This is a genomic window from Mesorhizobium sp. P2_D5, assembly GCF_056404355.1.
Map to the genome: position 1 here is coordinate 250054 of NZ_JBFUEE010000007.1, position 18957 is coordinate 269010.

General features: G+C 63.6%; 19 protein-coding genes. 14 read left to right on the forward strand and 5 right to left on the reverse strand.

All coding sequences use genetic code 11. The annotated features are described in order from the left end of the window. The first annotated feature begins 3 nt into the window (after positions 1–3). On the forward strand, positions 4–951 hold the full coding sequence (locus tag AC1DYW_RS27250; RefSeq protein WP_095090802.1) for a cation diffusion facilitator family transporter: 948 nt from the start codon (positions 4–6) through the stop codon (positions 949–951). Between the two features lie 7 nt (positions 952–958). On the opposite strand, the gene AC1DYW_RS27255 is transcribed toward AC1DYW_RS27250, so the two are convergent. Further along, positions 959–2050 (reverse strand): hypothetical protein, encoded by a 1092-nt coding sequence (locus AC1DYW_RS27255; RefSeq protein WP_477228253.1) that lies wholly within the window; start codon positions 2048–2050, stop codon positions 959–961. A gap of 102 nt (positions 2051–2152) precedes the next feature. Between AC1DYW_RS27255 and AC1DYW_RS27260 the strand changes: the two genes are divergently transcribed. The 4 genes from AC1DYW_RS27260 to AC1DYW_RS27275 all read left to right on the forward strand — a co-directional run bounded on the left by AC1DYW_RS27260 (position 2153) and on the right by AC1DYW_RS27275 (position 4967). Next, positions 2153–2590, forward strand: a complete 438-nt coding sequence (locus AC1DYW_RS27260) for a DsrE family protein (RefSeq protein ID WP_477228254.1) — start codon at positions 2153–2155, stop codon at positions 2588–2590. 61 nt (positions 2591–2651) lie between these two features. Continuing rightward, positions 2652–3434, forward strand: a complete 783-nt coding sequence (locus AC1DYW_RS27265) for an SDR family NAD(P)-dependent oxidoreductase (protein ID WP_477228255.1) — start codon at positions 2652–2654, stop codon at positions 3432–3434. A 62-nt stretch (positions 3435–3496) separates the two neighbouring features. After that, on the forward strand, positions 3497–3811 hold the full coding sequence (locus AC1DYW_RS27270) for a putative quinol monooxygenase (protein ID WP_184874721.1): 315 nt from the start codon (positions 3497–3499) through the stop codon (positions 3809–3811). Positions 3812–3881: 70 nt separating this feature from the next. Further along, complete coding sequence (locus tag AC1DYW_RS27275) at positions 3882–4967, forward strand: AbrB family transcriptional regulator (RefSeq protein WP_477228256.1); 1086 nt, start codon at positions 3882–3884, stop codon at positions 4965–4967. A 119-nt stretch (positions 4968–5086) separates the two neighbouring features. Here the strand turns inward: AC1DYW_RS27275 and AC1DYW_RS27280 are convergent, their stop codons facing one another. Both AC1DYW_RS27280 and AC1DYW_RS27285 read right to left on the reverse strand, forming a co-directional pair. Then, complete coding sequence (locus AC1DYW_RS27280) at positions 5087–5863, reverse strand: esterase family protein (protein WP_477228257.1); 777 nt, start codon at positions 5861–5863, stop codon at positions 5087–5089. Between the two features lie 4 nt (positions 5864–5867). Next, positions 5868–7034, reverse strand: a complete 1167-nt coding sequence (locus tag AC1DYW_RS27285; protein WP_477228258.1) for an ATP-grasp domain-containing protein — start codon at positions 7032–7034, stop codon at positions 5868–5870. 430 nt (positions 7035–7464) lie between these two features. Here AC1DYW_RS27285 and leuA point away from each other — a divergent pair, with 430 nt between their 5' ends. From leuA to AC1DYW_RS27305, 4 genes are all read left to right on the forward strand, one after another. After that, on the forward strand, positions 7465–9225 hold the full coding sequence (leuA, locus tag AC1DYW_RS27290; RefSeq protein WP_477228259.1) for a 2-isopropylmalate synthase: 1761 nt from the start codon (positions 7465–7467) through the stop codon (positions 9223–9225). A 184-nt stretch (positions 9226–9409) separates the two neighbouring features. Continuing rightward, positions 9410–11176 (forward strand): tetratricopeptide repeat protein, encoded by a 1767-nt coding sequence (locus tag AC1DYW_RS27295; RefSeq protein ID WP_477228260.1) that lies wholly within the window; start codon positions 9410–9412, stop codon positions 11174–11176. A 146-nt stretch (positions 11177–11322) separates the two neighbouring features. Beyond that, positions 11323–12126 (forward strand): alpha/beta fold hydrolase, encoded by an 804-nt coding sequence (locus tag AC1DYW_RS27300; RefSeq protein WP_457154252.1) that lies wholly within the window; start codon positions 11323–11325, stop codon positions 12124–12126. A gap of 115 nt (positions 12127–12241) precedes the next feature. Then, positions 12242–12859, forward strand: coding sequence for a hypothetical protein (locus AC1DYW_RS27305; protein WP_457154253.1), 618 nt, complete (start codon positions 12242–12244; stop codon positions 12857–12859). Here the strand turns inward: AC1DYW_RS27305 and AC1DYW_RS27310 are convergent. Beyond that, a complete protein-coding gene (locus tag AC1DYW_RS27310) occupies positions 12843–13772 on the reverse strand; it encodes a metallophosphoesterase family protein (RefSeq protein WP_457154254.1) in 930 nt (309 codons plus the stop codon). The two genes, AC1DYW_RS27305 and AC1DYW_RS27310, sit on opposite strands and share 17 nt — an antisense overlap. Before the next feature lie 52 nt (positions 13773–13824). On the opposite strand from AC1DYW_RS27310, the gene AC1DYW_RS27315 reads away from it, so the two are divergent. Continuing rightward, positions 13825–14322, forward strand: a complete 498-nt coding sequence (locus AC1DYW_RS27315; RefSeq protein ID WP_457154255.1) for an NUDIX domain-containing protein — start codon at positions 13825–13827, stop codon at positions 14320–14322. On the opposite strand, the gene AC1DYW_RS27320 is transcribed toward AC1DYW_RS27315, so the two are convergent. Next, complete coding sequence (locus tag AC1DYW_RS27320) at positions 14323–15312, reverse strand: glutathione S-transferase family protein (RefSeq protein WP_457154256.1); 990 nt, start codon at positions 15310–15312, stop codon at positions 14323–14325. A 270-nt stretch (positions 15313–15582) separates the two neighbouring features. Between AC1DYW_RS27320 and AC1DYW_RS27325 the strand changes: the two genes are divergently transcribed. The 4 genes from AC1DYW_RS27325 (at position 15583) to AC1DYW_RS27340 (ending at position 18953) form a co-directional block, all read left to right on the forward strand. After that, the gene (locus AC1DYW_RS27325; protein WP_095091689.1) at positions 15583–16119 is read left to right on the forward strand and encodes a GNAT family N-acetyltransferase; all 537 of its coding nucleotides are present in this window, start codon (positions 15583–15585) and stop codon (positions 16117–16119) included. A 62-nt stretch (positions 16120–16181) separates the two neighbouring features. Beyond that, complete coding sequence (locus AC1DYW_RS27330; RefSeq protein ID WP_457153895.1) at positions 16182–16943, forward strand: 3-hydroxyacyl-CoA dehydrogenase; 762 nt, start codon at positions 16182–16184, stop codon at positions 16941–16943. A gap of 6 nt (positions 16944–16949) precedes the next feature. Further along, positions 16950–18125 carry a CaiB/BaiF CoA transferase family protein gene (locus AC1DYW_RS27335; protein WP_457153894.1) on the forward strand — a complete coding sequence of 392 codons (1176 nt, stop codon included), beginning with the start codon at positions 16950–16952 and terminating at the stop codon, positions 18123–18125. A gap of 30 nt (positions 18126–18155) precedes the next feature. Continuing rightward, complete coding sequence (locus tag AC1DYW_RS27340) at positions 18156–18953, forward strand: HugZ family pyridoxamine 5'-phosphate oxidase (RefSeq protein ID WP_477228331.1); 798 nt, start codon at positions 18156–18158, stop codon at positions 18951–18953. The last annotated feature ends 4 nt before the right edge of the window (positions 18954–18957 follow it).

Here is an 18957-nt window from a genome sequence, read left to right on the forward strand (position 1 = left end):
ACCATGGCCGAAACCGAGAACACGATGGCGATCGCGGCCAAAGCCGCGGCGAAGCGCAAGGTCGCCAACCTTGCGTTCTGGTCGATCATCATTGCCGCAGTCGTGCTCGGTCTGAAGCTCGTCGCCTGGTACATCACCGGCTCGGTGGCGCTCTACTCGGACGCGCTGGAATCGATCGTCAACGTCATCGCCTCGATGGCCGCCTTCTGGGCGATCCAGGTCAGCTACAAGCCTGCCGACCAAGACCATCCCTTCGGCCACCACAAGGCCGAGTATTTCTCGGCTGTGCTCGAAGGCGTGCTGATCGTTCTCGCCGCGCTTTTGATCCTCAACGAGGTCTGGCGAGCCTGGCAGGTGCCAGCGCCCATCGAAAAGCCCTGGAACGGGCTGGCGGTCAACGGCATCGCGACGGTGATCAATGCCTTCTGGGCCTGGACGCTGATCCGCGCCGGCAGGGCCGAGAAATCGCCGGCGCTGGTCGCCGACGGCAATCACATCATGACCGATGTGGTGACCTCGATCGGCGTCTTCGGCGGCCTGGTCGGGGCAATCCTCACCGGCTGGCACATCCTCGACCCGGCACTGGCCGTCATCGTCGCGCTGAACATCCTGTGGCAGGGCTGGCACGTCATCGGCTCGTCGATGAACGGCCTGATGGACCGTGCCGTCGACACGCAGGCGCACATGCGCATCCGCGACGTCATCTCGGCCAACTGCAAGGGCGCGCTGGAAGTGCATGACCTGAAGACGCGCATCGCCGGCCGCGCCACCTTCATCGAGTTCCATCTGGTCGTCGACGCCGACATGTCGGTCGGCGCCAGCCATGTCATCTGCGACCGTATCGAGGACGCGTTGAAGGCCGAAATCCCCTCGGTGCGCGTCACCATCCATGTCGAGCCCGACGACGAAGCCAAGTTGCCGAAAGGCACGACTGCCGTGCCGTTCGCCTGAGGTCAGCTCAAGGCGCGCAGGCCGATTGCGGCATCGGCTGCAGCCGGTAGACCTTGTCGTCGGATTTGGTCTTGCCGTCGGCGGCCTTCGAACACAGATCGACGATCGCCACGCTGCTGTTGGGATTGGCCAGCATCATCGTGCCGTTGACGCCGCGCTTGAGGAAAATCTCCTTCTGCGCGATGTCGCAGGAAAAATCGCTCATCTTCGAACTTGCCGCGCAGCGCCACTGGTCGGCCTCGCCCTGGCAGGAATAGGTCTGCGTGACCTTGGCCGATTTCTGCCGCGTAGTGACGGTGACGGCAATGTCGGCGCCATCGGGCCAGTTGGCTGCGTCGCCCCCTGAAGCAAAAGATGCCAGCTCCACCGAGCCGCGGAAAACCCGGATCGACTGCGTCAGCTGATCGGGGTGCGAGGCCAGGTGCGACGCGTCATAGTCGCGCCCATAGCAGAAGGCCTGGTCCGGCTTCAGCCGTTCGCGCAGCGGGGCCCCGAGCGCCGGGTCGATCGGATCGATGCGCGCGAATTCCGCCTTGCAGGTCGCGGCCGGCATCGGGTCGAGGCGGAAATTGTCATCCTCCTTGCCCAGCGCCTGCCTGTCGTATTCCGCTGCACCCAGTTCCTCTTCCGACCCGGCATCCAGATAAAGATCGGGTTGCACGTCGGTGAGGATCAGGCTTCCTTTGTTATCGACTTTCAGCGATGCGAGCGTCCGGTCGCAGTCCATGCCGCAATGGATCGGGCCCGATTTGCCGTCCTCGGACTCGTGATTGCACCAGCCGCCGGCCCATTCAGGCGCCTTGGCGCCGCGCACGGTGGTGGCAACGAAGGCATTGTACGATGAGTCAGAATTCGCGGCCGGCTCCTCGTTCGGCCGGCTGACCGGATCATGGCCATAGTAGAAGAAGATTCGCGCCACCTTCTGCTTCGGATGCGCCTTGAGGTGTGCTGCGTCATAGACGCGGCCGAAACAGGCGTCGGCACCGTTGGGGCTGAGTTCGGTGAGCTTCTGCACATCATCGGCCAAGGCCGAGCCGGCCAGCAGGCCGAGCAGCGCGAAACCCCAAGCGCCACCCGCCAATACCCTACAAAGCGTCATGTGACCCCTCCTCCGCATCGACAGGACGTAATGTCAATTTATGCTAGTATTGCGGCCGCAGCCATGCATTTTGCGGTGCGCCGTCAAACGGAGGAGAATGCGATGCGCCGGCGCGATATGTTCCGCGCGGTTCTTGCCGGGACCGGAACGTTTCTTGGCCTGCGGGTGGAGCGGGCAGCCGCCACGGAGCCCGCCAGGCAGAAGGTCGCCTATCATCTCAGCGATCTCGACAAGGTCAATTTCGTTCTCGGCAACATCAAGAACCACTATGACGGCACCGGCGGCAATGTCGACATCGTGCTGGTCGTGCACGGTCCGGCCCTTGCCGCCTTCAAGTCCAAAGGCATATCGGCCGCGATTTCCGGCCGCTTCGCCGGCCTGGTGCAGCAGGGGCTCAATCCGCATGCCTGCGCCAACACCATGCAAGGCATGGATATTTCATTGACCGACCTGCTCGACGGTTTCCACGCCGCCGACAAGGGCGGCGTCGTCAAACTCGCGGAATTGCAGGGGCAGGGCTACGTCTATCTGCGCCCGTGAGGCTTGAACATCTGGGCACCAAAGGCCTACGAAGGACCGGCAGAAACCCCGGAGGACACGCGTGCCAGCCACCACCACACTCAGCATTCCCGATCTCGCCGGCAAGGCGGTACTGGTTACCGGCGCATCGACCGGCATAGGCGCGGCCCTGGCGTCGGCCTACGCCGCACAGAAATGCCGCGTAGCACTGCACTACAATTCGAGCCGCGACGCCGCCGAGGCTATGGCCAAGACCATTGCCGACAAGGGCGGCGAGGTGTTCCTCGTCCAGGGCGATTTCTCGGTTCCCGCCGATGTCGAACGCGTCGTCGAGGACAGCGCGCAGCATTTCGGCCGCCTCGACGGGCTGGTCAACAATGCCGGCGGCATGCTCGGCCGCGTGCCCTATGCCGAGCAGACCGAAGCGCATTACGACGCGGTGATGGACCTCAATGCGCGTTCCGTGCTGACCGCCTCGCGCAAGGCGATCCCGTGGCTGAAGAAACAGGGCGGCTTCATTGTCAACACCTCGTCGATCGCCGCGCGCAACGGCGCCGGCGGGGGCGCCGGCCTCTACGGTTCGGCCAAGGCCTTCGTCTCCAACGTGACGCGCGGCATGGCCAAGGAACTGATCGGCTTCGGCGTCCGCGTCAACGCGGTGGCGCCCGGCACCATTCTCACGCCGTTCCACGAGCGGTATTCGACCGACGAGCAGATAAAGGGCATGGTCGCCACCATTCCACAGGGGCGCGCCGGCACCGCGCAAGACTGCGTCGGCGCCTACCTGTTCCTCTCTTCCGACCTTCTGAGCGGCTACATCACCGGCCAGGTGATCGAGGTGAATGGCGGCCAGTTGATGCCTTGACCGGCTATCTGCATACTGACGATCTGCATATCTTGTCGAAAACCTCGAAGGGAGACAAAGGAATGTATGGACTGATCGGCAAGATGCGGGCATCGCGCGGCCAGCGCGACGCGGTCATGGAGGTCCTGCGCGCCAGCACCAGCACCGGCGCCCTGCCGGGTTGCTTGAGCTACATCATTGCCCGCGACCCCGCGGATGCCGATGCGATCTGGGTCACCGAAGTGTGGACCGACGCCGAAAGCCACAAAGCCTCGCTGCAGCTTCCCGAAGTCCAGGCGGCGATCGCCAAGGCGCGGCCGTTCATCGCCGGCTTTGAATTCCAGGTCGAAACGCACCCTGTCGGCGGCTTTGGCCTGGCCGACGGCAAAAAAGCCTAAGCTCACGCGAGGCATCCTTTTTCGGCGCAGCGGGGTTCGCATCGCCCCGCTTCAAGTCTAAGACCAAGACATGGATTCCCCGGACCAGCCCGTTGTCGAGCGCATGGCGCGGATGCCTAAGGCCTGGCAATGGCTGGCGATCCTGACCGTCTCCGCCCTATTTGCCGGCGCGCTGGAGCTCGCTGCCCTGCCGGCCGCCCTGCTGATCGGACCGATGCTGGCGGCCATTGTCGCCGGCACCAATGGCGCCACGGTGCGCGTGCCGCGTCTTATGTTCGGCGCCGCCCAGGCAATTGTCGGCTGCCTCGTCGCCAGTTCGATCTCGGCCGACATCTTTCCGGTCTTCTATCGGGAATGGCCGCTGTTTCTAGGCGTCGTGGTGGCCACAGTCACGGCCTCCAGCCTGCTAGGCTGGCTGATCAGCCGCTGGCGCATCCTGCCCGGCACCACCGCCGTCTGGGGCTCCTCGCCAGGTGCCGCCACCGCCATGGTGCTGATGGCCGGTGCCTTCGGCGCCGACCAGCGGCTCGTCGCCTTCATGCAATATCTGCGCGTCATCTTCGTCTCGATGACGGCGGCTCTCGTTGCAAAGATGTGGGTCGACACGTCTGGGGTCGAAATCCCGCCCATCATCTGGTTTCCGCTGATCAATCCGCAAGCCTTCGCTGCCACCATCGGCATCGCGCTTGTCGGCGGCCTGGCGGGAAAGCTTTGCCGGCTGCCTTCGCCCTTCTTTCTCGGCACCTTCATCTTTGGCACCGTCATCCATCTTGGCCTTGGCGTGGAGATGCAGTTGCCGCAGTGGCTGCTGGCGGTCAGCTATGCGATGGTCGGCTGGTCGATCGGCCTGAACTTCACCCGGCCGATCCTGCGCCATGCGACGCGCGCCTTGCCGCAGATCATCGCCTCGATCGTGGCGTTGATCGCCTTTTGCGGCGGCCTGGCCTTCATGATCAGCCATCTCTTGGGCATCGATCCTTTGACCGCCTACCTGGCGACCAGCCCAGGCGGCATGGACAGCATCGCCATCATTGCCGCCGCCGCGCAGAACGTCGACATCTCCTTCGTCATGGCGCTGCAATCGGCGCGCTTCCTGATCGTGCTGCTGGTCGGCCCGAGCGTGGCGCGGCTGGTGGCGAGAAGCGTCAGGGGGTAGCCAACGTTCTGAAATCACAACCAGGTTGCGATTTCACAGCCAGGAAGCCCGTCAGCGGTGCTGCCGTGCAACGGCCCACCGACGTTTCCCGGCCGGCATCACCCGAATATCAATGCGCCCTAATCCAGCCTGTGCATCAGGTCCTCATCCAGCCAGCGGCCGAAGAAATAGACCAGTTGCTTGTGCCACCACGGCCAGTCATGGCTGACATCGCCGCCCCAATAGTCGACCCAGGCGGGAATGGACCTGTCGCGCAGGATCTGTTCCAGCTTGCGCGTCTCGACCAGCATCCGTTCCTCCCAGGCGCCCTGTCCGCAGCAGAAGATCAGCCTGAGCGCCTTCAGGCGGGCAAGCAGTTTAGGGTCGACGATGCCGGGCAGATAGTCGAGCGGTGAGTTGTAGAAGATGTCGCCTTCAAGCGCCTTGCCGAAGAAGTCACGGGCCGAATAGACGCCCGACAGCGAGATGACGCCGCTGGCGAGTTCGGGAAAGCGGAACACGAAGTTCGACGAATGATAGCCGCCCATCGAACAGCCTGTGAACAGCGGCTTCAGCTTGCGCCCGCCATTGGCCTGCGCGGCCGTGGACAGGAATTCCGGCAGCGCCTCCTCGCGCACATAGCGGAAATAGGCCTCGTGCCGGCCGATGCGGTGTGGGGCGTCGGCATGCTTGTCGAAGAAGGATTCCGAATCGATGCCGTCGACCGTGAACAGCTGGATGCGGCCGGTGTCGATGAACTCGGCCAATGCCCCTACCCCGCCGGAATCCTCGAACTGGTAGAACCGCCCTTGCGAGGTCGGGAACACCACCACCGGCCGGCCGGCATGGCCGTAGCGCTTGTATTCCATGTCGCGGCCGAGATTGCGGGCGAAAGTCTTGTGATAGGAAACGTCCATCGCCTCACGCCTTTTCCGCGTGGATGTAGGCGACCGCTTCGCGCAGCGCCGCTTCGTCCTTCGAGCGCATCTGGTAGGCGTAATTTCCCATGGCGCGGCTGAAAACCTCTTCGATGGCCTGATGGTGGACGATCTTGTCGCGATGGGCGGCTAGCACGTCCTCATGGCTGTGCAAATAGCTGAGGCGCCGCTTGCGGCTGGCATAGGCGGTAAAATACTTGCCCTCATAGGGGCCGCCGGCGGCATCTTTGACCACCATGTCGGCCCACGCCGCGTAGACGTCGATGTCGAAGGTGTAGTTGATCGCATCGGTCATCCAGGCGCCAGGCGGACGCATGTTGACCTCCAGCGCGATGACGCGGTCGTCCTTGGTCTCGAACAGCTCGATGTGGAAGAAGCGCTCGCGCACGTCGAACGCCTTCAGGATCTTGCGGCCGGCCTCCTCGACCGCAGGGCTGATCCGCGGAAAACAGGTGTAACTCATGTGGCGGTCCTTGTTGACCACCTCCATGACGCTCTGGTCGTAGCGGTGGCTGGCGGCCAGCACCACCTCGCCATCGCGGTTGACCAGCCCGTCGAAAGTCACCACCAGCCCCTCGATGAACTGCTCCATGACGAAGGTCACATCCTCGGGCTTGTCCCTGAAGAACTGGTCGAGCTCGCCAGTGTTGGAGATCTTGAAGGTGTTCGAGGCGCCCGAGCCGCTGTCGGGCTTGACCACCACCGGATAGCCGACGCGGCGGATGAAGGTCATGGCGCCGGCCCTGTCGGAGCATTTGCGTTGCGCGATGGTGTCGACGCCGCTTTTGCGGAAGAAGGCGCGCATGCGGCTCTTGCGCTTCAAATTCTTCACGAAATCGAGCTTGGTGCCGTAGATGTTGAAGTCGGTGCGGATGTTGGCTTCCAGCTCCAGCCAGTGTTCGTTGAGCGATTCAAAACGGTCGATGCGGCCCCATTTGTGGATGAAATGCCCCATAGCCCGGAACACCGGATCGTAGTCCTCCATGTCGGCAACACGGTAATATTCGCTGAGCGCCGCCTTCAGCTTGCCGTCGAGCGCCTCGTAGGGTGCGTCGCCGATACCCAGCACCCTGGCCCCGGCCTTCTTCAACCGGTCGCAGAAATCCGCGCCATTGACGGGAAAGTGCGGCGAGAAGAACACGAAATTCATGGATGACCCCCCTGCCGATAGTGACCCGACAAGGCCAAGTCTGGCGCATTTGCAGCGCGTGGGGAAGAGCGCACAGTTTAGGGATGATTTCCAACAGAAGCTCGGCCCGCCATGCGGCCCCACTTGCCTCCCACAAGCCGCTCCTGTATGAGAACCGCCATGAACACGCGCGCCACCAACGCTTCCCGTCCGACCGGTTTTTCCGGCGAGACCGTGCGTGCACTGGCTTCGACCCTGCTTCTTCTCGGCCTTATCGGCGATCGCCGGGTTCGCTGAAGGAGCGCCCGGCGGTCGAACCGCCGCGCAAGCGCATGCTCCTTGGCCAGTCACAAATTGGCACGTCACATCAAGCGAACGAAATTCTGGTAAAGGCGCCGCTCGCCATCAATCCATCTGAGGGTGGATCCGTGAGCCGCCGGGAGAAACGACGATGAACGCACGAGAAGAAATCCGCCCCGATGCCGCGGTAGCCGGCAAGGATGCGGCAAAGGGCACGCCCGAGGCAGCCCGGGGCATGCCGGACGCGGCGCGCAAATATCAACCCTACCCCACAGTAGGCCTCACCGACCGCACCTGGCCCTCGAAAGTCATCGACAAGGCGCCGATCTGGTGCTCGGTCGACCTGCGCGACGGCAATCAGGCGCTGATCGATCCGATGGGCCATGAGCGCAAGGCGCGCATGTTCGGCCTGCTGCTCGACATGGGCTTCAAGGAGATCGAGATCGGCTTCCCGTCGGCCTCGCAGACCGACTTCGACTTCGCCCGCTGGTGCATCGAGGAAGGCAACGTACCCGCCGATGTCTCGCTGCAGGTGCTCGTGCAGTGCCGGCCGGAACTGATCGCCCGCACCTTCGAGGCGCTCAAGGGCGCCACCAACCCGATCGTCCATTTCTACAACTCGACCAGCGAGTTGCAGCGTCGCGTCGTCTTCGAAAAGGACGTCGGCGGCATCAAGCGCATCGCCACCGACGCCGCCAAGATGATCACCGACATGGCGGCCAAGGCCGGCGGCGGCTACCGCTTCGAGTATTCGCCGGAGAGCTTTACCGGCACCGAACTCGAAGTGGCGCTGGAGATCTGCAACGCCGTCACCGAGATCGTCAGGCCGACACCCGACAACAAGCTGATCATCAACCTGCCGTCGACGGTCGAGATGTCGACTCCCAACATCTACGCCGACCGCATCGAATGGATGTGCCGCAACCTCGACAACCGCGAGAACCTGCTGGTCTCGCTGCATCCCCACAATGACCGCGGCACCGGCATCGCCACCACCGAGCTCGGCCTGATGGCCGGCGCCGACCGCGTCGAAGGCACGCTGTTCGGCAATGGCGAGCGCACCGGCAATGTCGACATCGTCACGCTAGCGCTCAACATGTACACGCAAGGCGTCGATCCGGGGATCGACTGCTCCGACATCAACCGGATGAAGGATGTCTACGAATATTCGAACCAGTTGAAGATCCCCGAGCGCCATCCCTATGTCGGCGAGCTCGTCTACACTGCCTTTTCCGGCTCGCACCAGGATGCCATCAACAAGGGCATGAAGGCGCTGAAGAAGGCCAACACGAGCCTGTGGGAAGTGCCCTATCTGCCGATCGATCCGGCCGATGTCGGCCGCAGCTACGAAGCGATCATCCGTATCAACTCGCAGTCTGGCAAAGGCGGCATCGCCTATGTGCTGCAGGCCGACCACGGCCTCAACCTGCCACGCAATTTGCAGATCGAGTTCAGCCAGGAAATCCAGGCGATCACCGATGCCGAGGGCAAGGAAGTGCCGGTCAGGCGCATCTACGAGCGCTTTCTGGAGACCTATATCGACCAGCCGCGCGCGCGGCTGAAATTCCTCGACCACCACACCTATCCCAGCACCGAGACCAAGGGCCGGCGCGTCGTCGAGGCGGTCATCGTCGACAACGGCAAGGAGGTGACGATTACCGGCACCGGCACCGGTCCGATCGACGGCTTCGTCGATGCACTCTCGCGTCACCTCGGCATCGAGATGTCGGTGCTCGATTATTCCGAGCACTCGATGCAGCGCGGCTCGAACGCCTCGGCCATCTCCTATGTCGAGATGGAACATCCTGATGGCAAGCTGTTCGGCGCCGGCATCAACACCAACATCGTCGCCGCCTCGCTGGAAGCGGTGATGTCGGCGGCGAACCGCATCGTCGTCAAAAAGGCCGGTTGACGCACAACCAGAACGAAGATCGGAACCCTCCCCATTCGGCGATCGGTTCCGATCCTTCGTATCATTAACCACCGAAGAATTATCCGGTGGGGTACGTGATCGCATAATGGGTGAATACTTGTGTGGCGGTGCGGGAACTATATGATCGCACCTCAACCTGTGCCGACTTCGAGAGGATCGACACTTGCAGCATGCCACGCCTGCCGCCCCCGCAGTGCGCGAGACACTGGAGCGACTTCTTGCCAGCCAGACGTTCGGGCGATCCGAACGCGCGCGCAAGTTGCTCCGCTACCTTGTCGAACGCGAACAAGCCGGCGAAGCCGACAGGCTCAAGGGCTTCTCCATCGCCATGGATGTTTTCGGCAAGGACGGCGATTTCGATCCGGCCACCGACGCCGTGGTGCGGGTTCAGGCGGGCAGGTTGCGCGAGCTTCTGCAGCATTATTTTGCCAATGAAGGCGTTGCCGAGCCGGTCCGCATAGCCATTCCGCGCGGCGGCTATGTTCCCGCCTATGAATTGAACGCGATCCGGCTGCCGGCTGAGGCTGTTCCCGAACTCAGGCTGGATGGCGCCACGTCCGCCGATCGGGCCAACGACGCCAGCACGGGCATGCCGGATGCGGTGTCGCCGGCTCTCGCGAAGCCCACCCCCTCGGTGGTGCGCCAACTCCGCTTCTTCTGGATGGCGATCGCCCTGGTCATCGCCATGCTGGGCCTGCTGATCCTTCGTCAGGGCAGCAGCGCCTTGCTGAGCGGTGGCGGCGACATGTCGGCGACCCTCGAGACCGCTGGCGCAACCAGCAGCATCGCGCCGTCGGCAACGGCCGACGCCCTGCCGCTCGTCTATATCGACCTCAAGGCCGAAGGCGCCGATGCCAGCCGCGTCGCCGCCTCGCTCCGCGCCGGCCTGAGTGGCTTCGATACGATCGACTTCATCGGTCGCGACACACCCACCGATCCGGCTGACGACGCCACCAGCTTCATATTCGCCATGCTGCCCGGGCCGAACGCGGGCGATATCACGATCGAACTGCAAAGTATGGCGTCCGGACGGGTGCTTCTGTCGCGCAATCTGACCCCTGCCGACAGCGCACCGGCCGTGGTCGAAGACCGGATCGCCGACATGCTGAGTTCGGCGCTTCCCGCCTCGGGCACGATCTACAACTATATCGAGCAGACCGGTGCCCCAAACGGCCTGACGCAATGCTTGCTGCTCAACGACAAATATTATCTCGACCAGAACGCCAGAACCCATGAAGCTGCCTATCGCTGCCTCGAAAAATTGGCCGATGGCGGAACGAAGTCCTCGCTGGTCTATTCGGAGCTTGCGTCTCTGCAACTCGAGGCGGTCTCCGATCATTATGCCTACCCGCCCAATGCAACGATTGAAAAGGCTGTGGAGTTTGCCCATCGCGGCGTCCAGATGGGGCCGACCAGCCCTTATGCGCATCGCTCCTACGGCTATGTCAGTTCGCGTCTCGGCAATACGGACGAAGCGATCCGCTGGATGCGCAAGGCCTATGAACTCAATCCCTACGATCTCGGCATGGCTGCCGCCTACGGCTACGGGCTGATCTTCGCCGGTCGATACGCGGAGGGAACGCCGATCCTGGCGCATGCGGCGGAGACCTTCAGCGGCCACTCGACATGGTGGGACTACGGGCTGTTCGTCGGCGAATTCATGCTCGGCAACACGAACAAGGCGGTCGCGGCCAGCATGGCACTGAGAACGACGGCAACGAAATCGCACTATCTTGCGGCGCGGCTGATCGGTGCGAAGGCTGCCGGACAGGACCATCTGGTCAGCACGCTGCTGGGCGAACTGAACACCCAGTTCCCTAGATTTGCCGCCGATCCGCGCGCGACCTTCGTCGAGCGGAAATATCCGGCCGACCTGACCGACCGGCTGGTCCAGGCTCTGCGCGCCGCAGGGCTCGGCAACGCAAGCTGACACAATCGACATCCACAGATTAGGCGCGCCGGGACTGTCCGCAACCGCGCAAATCGCGAAGATTTTACTGGTCATCACGCTAGACTGGGGGCAATTCAGCCACAGTTGGTGTCGCGCATCCTGCAATAACAAAAAAATCAGCCTTCATGACCGCATCGCTTTTTGTCGCCGAACAGGGTGTTGGCTCGAAGGCCATCGTCCTGCTGCATGGTTTCGGCGGCTGCCACGATGTCTGGCGCGAGGTGATTTCTTCCCTGGCGCCCGCCACGCGCACGCTGGCCTATGATCTGCCGGGGCATGGGCTGTCGCTCGATTTTCCCGGAGCCGGTCCGGCCAAGGTGGCGGCCAGGGCCGTGCTCGCCGATCTGTCGGAACGCAGGCTGAAGCGTGTTCATCTCGTGGGCCACTCGATGGGCGGTGCGGTGGCAATGCTGATGGCGCTGGCCGAGCCTGGAAAAGTCGCCTCGCTGACGCTTCTGGCGCCAGGCGGTCTTGGCCCCGAGATCAATGGACCGTTGTTGCGCCGCTATGGCGGCGCCGCGAACCGGTCCGAAATCCGCGCCTGCCTTGCCGCCATGTCCGGGCCCCACAGCCCGCCCCAGAAGCGTGTCATGGACGCGCTTTGCCGAATGCGCGGACGTCCAGGCCAAGTGCCGAAGCTGGTCGAGATCGCCACCGCCATGACCATGGACGATCGGCAAGGCGTCATCCCGCACGATCGTCTCGACGGATTGAACATGCCGGTGATGGTGGCGTGGGGAACCGACGACGCAGTGTTGCCCTTTACCCAGGCGGATGATCTGCCGGCGCATTTTCATGTCCACCATGTGCTTGAGGTCGGCCATATGCTGGCCGAGGAAGCACCCGACCTCGTCGCCGAGATCATTCGCCGCAACACCAACCGGCGCGCCAGGCCGCTGCGCCAGAAATTCGCTGCTGCTGCCAGCTGACCTTTTTCGCGCACAGCCGCCTGCTGAACGCGCCTCGATCCCGTTGCTCTCGCCAGTGCATTTTACAGGCGGCTGTGTTAACCCCGTGTTAACCAAACCCGCGAGGCGAACGCCGATGAAGGAAGCAGGCGAGAAGACCATCGATCAGTCGAGGCAACTGTCGGATGCCGTCCGTGATGTGAAGAATGCCTTCGCCGACCGCGACGACGTCGTCGTCGACATGCGCGAAGCCCATCGCATGCGCCTCGAGCTGCTTGCTGCCGAACTGGCGCCGGTTTTTGCCGATGTTCCCGCCGACATGGACAATTTCGACTTTGTCGTCTCGTCCGGCTTGCAGCCACGCCTGTGGATCGATGCCGTCAGCCATGTCGCCATGGGGCGCGATCGCCGCACCTATCGCTTTCTCAGGGACACCCGCATCGGCCGGGTGGTGCTTGCCGAATCGACCGACATGAAGCCCGTTGCTGATCAGGTGACGCGCTATGTTGCCGAGCGGATCGTCGAGCGCCAGAAGATGATGGAAGGCGGGGTCGAGCCGGCCTTCGCCGGCTTGACACGCGCCGATGTGCCGGAAGCCGAACCGCCACTGCGCTCGAAGACGCGCGGCAAGGCCTGGTCGGCGTTTCTGTCGGGCCTTGGCCTGGTCGCCGCCGGCGCTCTGGTCGGACTGGTGGTGTCGGTCATCCTGTTGTGGGACCGCATCGTGGCCATGGTTCTCAACGTGCGGCCATAGCCGCACCGGCCTCCGCGCCAAGCTCCAGCGTCTGCAGATCGGACGGCGGTATGGACGGCCCGGTCAGGCCGCGCCGCGTCAGCCGGATCCGCCAATTGCCCTTTTCGCCATCGATGTCGAACAGATTGTACTGCGCCGCCGGGTGCTTGCCGCCCGGCGCCTGGCCGGCGGCGGCAACCCCGACCACCGGAACCTTGGCGCTCCGGTTGCCGATGAAGAACAGCGACGGCAGATGCGAATGGCCGTGCAGGACAAGTTCGGCGCCATGGCGGCGAATGATCTTGTGGAAGCGGGCAATGCCGAAGAGCCGCTTGTGCTGCGAGACGGCGCCGCGCACCGGCGGATGATGGATCATGATCGCGCGAAACAGCCCTTGCCCGGCCGTGGCGTCGAGCAGCTTGCCAAGTCGTTTCGCCTGACCCTCCATGAAGAAGCCATTGGCCATGAACGGCGCCGTGGCACGCGCTGTCGAGATGCCGATCAGCGCGACATCGCCGCGCACGCGCAGATAGGGGAATGCGTTGCGGTCGACCGGCGTGTTGACACCGTCGCCACTCATCCAGGCCGCCCAGGACCGGCAGACCTTGTCGAAGGCGCCGGGCACATAGGCATCGTGGTTTCCAGGAACGACCGAGACATCCTGCGGCGATCCCAGCGTCTCCAGCCAGTGCCTGGCCATCTCGATCTCGCCGTCGAGCGCCAGATTGACCAGGTCACCGGTGACGGCGAGGTGGTCAGGCGTGTTCGCCTTGATGTCGGCGACGATCGCGTCGATGACGGCATCATGCATATGGCGGCGGCGGTTGCGCTGCCAGTTGACGTAGCCGAGCACGCGCTTGGAGGCGAGATCGCGATAGGATACATCGGGGAGCGGCCCCAGATGGACATCGGAAATATGCGCGAGCCTGAACATCCATCCTTCATATGCGACGCGCCCCCCGCTTTCCACCACGGTTTCGCACCTGATGCAGACTGATCCGGAGAAGACCTTCCGTCAGACCGGTTGGGCGGGCCTCCGGGCCCGCTTGTTCCATCTCTATTTCGTGTTGCGGCGGCCGATGACGCTCGGCGTGCGCGGTCTGGTTCACGACACGGCATCCAATTCCGTCTTCCTCATTCGCCACACTTATGTGCCGGGCTGGCAGCTTCCTGGCGGCGGCGTCGAAGTTGGCGAGACGCTTGGTGAGGCACTGGCGCGCGAACTGGCCGAGGAAGGCAACATCACACTGACCTCATCGCCGGCGCTGAGGTCGATGCATTTCAACCGTCGGGCCAGCCAGCGCGACCATGTCGGTCTCTATCTGATCGAGCATTTCAGTCAGACGGCGCCGAAGCTGCCGGACCACGAGATCGCCGAGTCCGGCTTCTTTCCCCTGGACCGTTTGCCGGAAGGCACGACACCAGCGACGCTACGGCGGATCGCCGAGGTTTTTGGCGGCGAGCAGGCATCGCCCTACTGGTGATCACGCCGCCTTCTTGAACCTTCCCCGGTCATGCCGCGCGTCATAGTCCAGTTCCGGCCCAACCGGCACGATCCGTGTCGGGTTGATCGTCTCGTGGCTGCCGTAATAATGCGCCTTGATGTGATTGAGGTTCACGGTCCCGGCGACGCCCGGCACCTGATAGAGGTCGCGCAGATAGTTGGACAGGTTCGGGTAGTCGGCGATGCGGCGCAGATTGCATTTGAAATGGCCGACATAGACCGGGTCGAAGCGCACCAGCGTGGTGAACAGCCGCCAGTCGGCTTCGGTGATGTGGTCGCCCACCAGATAGCGTTGCTTTGAGAGGCGGTCTTCCAACGTGTCGAGTGCCGCGAACAGCTCGCCGAACGCTTCCTCATAGGCGCCTTGCGTGGTGGCGAAGCCGGCGCGATAGACGCCGTTGTTGAGGGCGGGATAGACCAGCGCGTTGATCGCATCGATCTCGCCGCGCAGCGCCTTGGGATAGAAATCGAGGCTGGCATCGCCCCATTCGTCGAAGGCCGAATTCAGCATCCGGATGATCTCGGAGGATTCGTTGGAGACGATGGTCTGCTCCTTTTTGTCCCATAGCACCGGCACCGTCACGCGGCCGGAATAGGCAGGATCGGCCTTGGTGTAGATCTGGTGCAGAAAATCGAGGCCGTAGAGCGTGTCGCCGGTCGCGCCATCCTGCGCCACGAACGTCCAGCCATTGGCGCCCATGAAATGATGCACCACCGACACCGAAATGATGCCTTCCAGCTTCTTCAGCGCGCGAAAGATCAGCGTCCGGTGCGCCCACGGGCAAGCGAGCGAGACATAGAGATGGTAGCGGCCGGGCTCCGCCTTGAAGCCGCGGCTGCGGCCCGCAGGCGGCGTCCCGTCGCGAGTGATCCAGTCGCGCCACTGCGATTGCGTGCGCACGAACTTGCCTCCGCTGTCCTTGGTGTCATACCAGCGGTCCTGCCATTTACCTTCGACCAGCAATCCCATCGCATGTCCTTTCCTGCTTGCTTCCCATGTAGGGCACGAAGGCACGCCGTGGAATCACCTGGTGCTGAACAGACCGTCAAGCGGTCGGGTGGACCATCAAGCCGCCGATTGCAGCGGCAGGAAATTGATGCTAGCGGACAATCCGCATGTTCGACTTTGCTTTGATCCGGTTTGACCGACGACGAAAGGGCGCCCGCGCTTGATGAAGCGCTGACTGGCGAATGCTGCCGTTTGCAGCAAACCTTTCCTCCCTATCGGAACGCAAAGACCATGAGCCTTGCCGACGTGAAATACCTGCCGGAAACCCCGGCGCATGACCTCCAGATCGAAGCGATCAACGACGAAGCCTTCGGGCCCGGCCGTTTCGTGCTGGCCGCCTACAAGATCCGCGAGGCCGGCGGGCACGAACGCTCGCTGTCGTTCGTCGCCGTCGACGGCGACCTCGTCGTCGCCTCGGTGCGCATGACCCGCATCGCCGCCGGTGCCGGCCGCGCATTGATGCTTGGGCCGCTTGCGGTGCGGCCAGCCTTCAAGAACCTCGGCATCGGCCGTCGGCTGGTTGCGATCGCGCTGGAGGCGGCCGCCAAGGCCGGCGCGCCCGCCGTGATGCTGGTTGGTGACGAGCCCTACTACGGACCGCTCGGTTTCAAGCGCATTCCGCGCGGCCAGATATCGATGCCGCGCCCCGTCGATCTTGACCGGCTGCTGTCGCACGAGATCGCGCCGGGCGCGGTCGCCAGGCTTTCGGGCGAGGTCTGCCACGCCGATCAGGCCAGGGTTGGCGACCATATCGCAGCGATGGCTTGACCTTCCCGGTCGATCTGGCGCCTGATCCGTCCCACTGTCCCTAAGATTAAAAGGATGTCGGCATGAACCCGAATGGCCAGATCGCGATCATTACCGGCGGCGGCTCCGGTCTTGGCGAGGCTACGGCGCGCGCGCTGGCCGCCAAAGGCGCCCGCGTCGCCATCTTCGATGTCGGTATCGATCGCGCGGCGAAGGTCGCGGCCGAGATCGGCGGTATTGCCGTCCAGTGCGACGTTAGCAACGCCCATAGTGGGACTGCCGCTCTTGCCGAGGTCGCGGCCAAGCTTGGCGAGCCGCGTATCCTGATCAATTGCGCCGGCATCGCCATCGGCGTGAAGACGATCGGCAAGGATGGTCCGCATCCGCTCGATCAGTACCGCAAGGTGATCGAGGTCAATCTGATCGGCACGTTCAACATGATCCGCCTCGTCGCGGACCGCGCCGCGAAGCTCGACCCGCTGCAAGGCGGCGAGCGTGGCGTCATCGTCAACACCGCCTCTGTCGCCGCCTATGACGGCCAGATCGGCCAGGCCGCCTATGCAGCCTCCAAGGGCGGCGTCGTCGGCATGACACTGCCGGTGGCGCGCGATCTCGCCCGTTCCGGCATCCGCGTCTGCACCATCGCGCCCGGCATCTTCAAGACGCCGATGATGGCCGGCATGCCGCAAGATGTGCAGGATTCGTTGGGCGCCGCCGTGCCCTTCCCGTCCCGCTTGGGCGAGCCATCCGAATATGCGGCGCTTGCGCTGCATATCATCGAAAACCAGATGTTGAATGGCGAGACCATTCGTCTCGACGGCGCCATTCGCATGGCTCCGAAATAGCCGGTCGTGAGCGCCGGTCTGTCAACTGCCGGGAAGACCGGTCCACTTGCCGGACTGAAGGTGATCGAGATGGCCGGGCTTGGTCCCGTGCCGCTGGCCGGCCTGATGCTGTCGGAGATGGGCGCCGAAGTGCTGCGCGTCGAACGGGCGGGGACGACCCGGCCTCTCCCGTCGATGTCGGATGAATACAACATCGACCGTCACGGCCGCGCCATCCTGCACCTCGACTTGAAACGCCGGGAAGGCACCGATCTGATGCTGCGCCTTGCCGAAAGGGCGGACATGTTGCTCGAAGGGTTTCGCCCCGGTGTCATGGAGCGGCTGGCGCTCGGTCCGGAAGCGGTACTGGCGCACAATCCGGCGCTGATCTACGGCCGCATGACCGGCTTCGGCCAGGACGGGCCGCTCGCGGGCCGCGCCGGCCATGACATCACCTACCTTGCTTATTCGGGCCTGCTGCACGCAGTTGGCCACGCCGGCGGCCGTCCTGTCCCGCCGCTCAACCTCGTCGCCGACTACGCTGGCGGCGCCATGATGCTGGTTGCCGGCGTGCTCGCCGCCCTTTTCCAACGTTCGCGCACGGGCAAGGGCGAGGTCATCGACGCCGCGATGGTCGAAGGCGCCTCGATGCTGGCGGCACCCCTGCATGCGCTCATGGCGGCCGGCTTGTGGAGCGACAGGCGCGGCGCGAACCTGCTCGATTCCGGCGCCCCTTTCTACGACACCTATGAGACATCAGACGGACACCATGTCGCCATCGGCTGCCTCGAGCCGCAATTCTTCGCCGAATTCGCCAGGCTGCTGCCGCTCGACGAGCGCTTTTCACGCGGCCAGTACGACAAGGCACTGTGGCCACCGATGCGCGCCGCCATTGCCGACCGGGTCCGGCAGAAATCGCGTGACGACTGGGACCGGCTGTTTGCCGAAACCGATGCCTGCGTTGCCCCCGTCCTGTCGCTGCAGGAGGCGAAGCATCACCCACACAATCGGGCGCGCAATGCCTTTGTAGCGGCGGATGGATTTGAGCGCCCGGCCCCGGCGCCGCGTTTCTCCGGCTCGCGGCCGACAGTTGCGACCAAGCCCGCCGACAATGATCTCGTCCCGTCGACAGTGCTTGAACGTTTCGGGTTTTCGAAAAACGAGATTGACGACCTTGTCGAATCCGGTTTGTTTGACAGATAAGCGGACAAGGAAGATCAACTTATTGTGGTGATGCCTTTGGACGAGCCGAAGAAGGACGTAATCCGCGAGACGGATGCCGAGGCGGTCCGACTGGCCAAGACACTTTTGCGCAGCGCCCGCTTTGGTGCGCTGGCGGTGATCGAACCACAGACAGGTGCGCCGCTGGCCAGCAGGGTCGGCGTGGCCACCGACATCGACGGCGCGCCGCTGATCCTGGTGTCGATGCTCTCGGCGCACACCGGCGCGCTGCTTGCCGATGCGCGCTGTTGCCTGTTGCTTGGCGAACCCGGCAAGGGCGACCCGCTGGCGCACCCGCGCCTGTCACTGGTCTGCCAGGCGAAACGGCGTGAGCGCGGATCGAGCGAGCACGCCCGTTGCGAGCGTCGTTATCTCAACCGCAATCCCAAGGCGAAACTCTACGCCGGTCTCGGCGACTTTTCGATCTTCCGCCTCGAGCCGCAACGCGCCAGCCTCAACGGCGGCTTCGGCAAGGCCTATCAGCTCGATCGACCGGGTCTGCTCACCAGCGGACCGATCGTCGAGGAACTTGCGGCGACTGAACAATCCGCCATCGACCATATGAACGCCGACCATCTCGACGCGATTGCCGTTTATGCACAGCATTTCGCGAAAGTGTCCGGCAACGGCTGGATTATTGCCGGATTCGATGCCGATGGTATGGATCTGGTGTCGGGTGACGATGTTTCCCGGGTTTTCTTCCCGAAAACTTTGCAGGCGGCACGCGAATTGCGGCCTGTTCTGGTCGAAATGGCCAGAAACGGACGGGCCGCGGCCGACACGGAGACTGGGCTTAATTACATTAGATAAAAAG

Bases quoted from the DNA above. Each gene is read 5' to 3' on its own strand.
- AC1DYW_RS27280 (WP_477228257.1), bottom strand. From the start codon at position 5,863: ATGGACGTTTCCTATCACAAGACTTTCGCCCGCAATCTCGGCCGCGAC.
- AC1DYW_RS27340 (WP_477228331.1), top strand. From the start codon at position 18,156: ATGCCTTTGGACGAGCCGAAGAAGGACGTAATCCGCGAGACGGATGCC.
- AC1DYW_RS27330 (WP_457153895.1), top strand. From the start codon at position 16,182: ATGAACCCGAATGGCCAGATCGCGATCATTACCGGCGGCGGCTCCGGT.
- AC1DYW_RS27260 (WP_477228254.1), top strand. From the start codon at position 2,153: ATGCGCCGGCGCGATATGTTCCGCGCGGTTCTTGCCGGGACCGGAACG.
- AC1DYW_RS27275 (WP_477228256.1), top strand. From the start codon at position 3,882: ATGGATTCCCCGGACCAGCCCGTTGTCGAGCGCATGGCGCGGATGCCT.
- AC1DYW_RS27270 (WP_184874721.1), top strand. From the start codon at position 3,497: ATGTATGGACTGATCGGCAAGATGCGGGCATCGCGCGGCCAGCGCGAC.
- AC1DYW_RS27325 (WP_095091689.1), top strand. From the start codon at position 15,583: ATGAGCCTTGCCGACGTGAAATACCTGCCGGAAACCCCGGCGCATGAC.
- AC1DYW_RS27315 (WP_457154255.1), top strand. From the start codon at position 13,825: ATGCAGACTGATCCGGAGAAGACCTTCCGTCAGACCGGTTGGGCGGGC.
- AC1DYW_RS27255 (WP_477228253.1), bottom strand. From the start codon at position 2,050: ATGACGCTTTGTAGGGTATTGGCGGGTGGCGCTTGGGGTTTCGCGCTG.
- AC1DYW_RS27285 (WP_477228258.1), bottom strand. From the start codon at position 7,034: ATGAATTTCGTGTTCTTCTCGCCGCACTTTCCCGTCAATGGCGCGGAT.
- AC1DYW_RS27305 (WP_457154253.1), top strand. From the start codon at position 12,242: ATGAAGGAAGCAGGCGAGAAGACCATCGATCAGTCGAGGCAACTGTCG.
- AC1DYW_RS27320 (WP_457154256.1), bottom strand. From the start codon at position 15,312: ATGGGATTGCTGGTCGAAGGTAAATGGCAGGACCGCTGGTATGACACC.
- AC1DYW_RS27300 (WP_457154252.1), top strand. From the start codon at position 11,323: ATGACCGCATCGCTTTTTGTCGCCGAACAGGGTGTTGGCTCGAAGGCC.
- AC1DYW_RS27310 (WP_457154254.1), bottom strand. From the start codon at position 13,772: ATGTTCAGGCTCGCGCATATTTCCGATGTCCATCTGGGGCCGCTCCCC.
- AC1DYW_RS27250 (WP_095090802.1), top strand. From the start codon at position 4: ATGGCCGAAACCGAGAACACGATGGCGATCGCGGCCAAAGCCGCGGCG.
- leuA (WP_477228259.1), top strand. From the start codon at position 7,465: ATGAACGCACGAGAAGAAATCCGCCCCGATGCCGCGGTAGCCGGCAAG.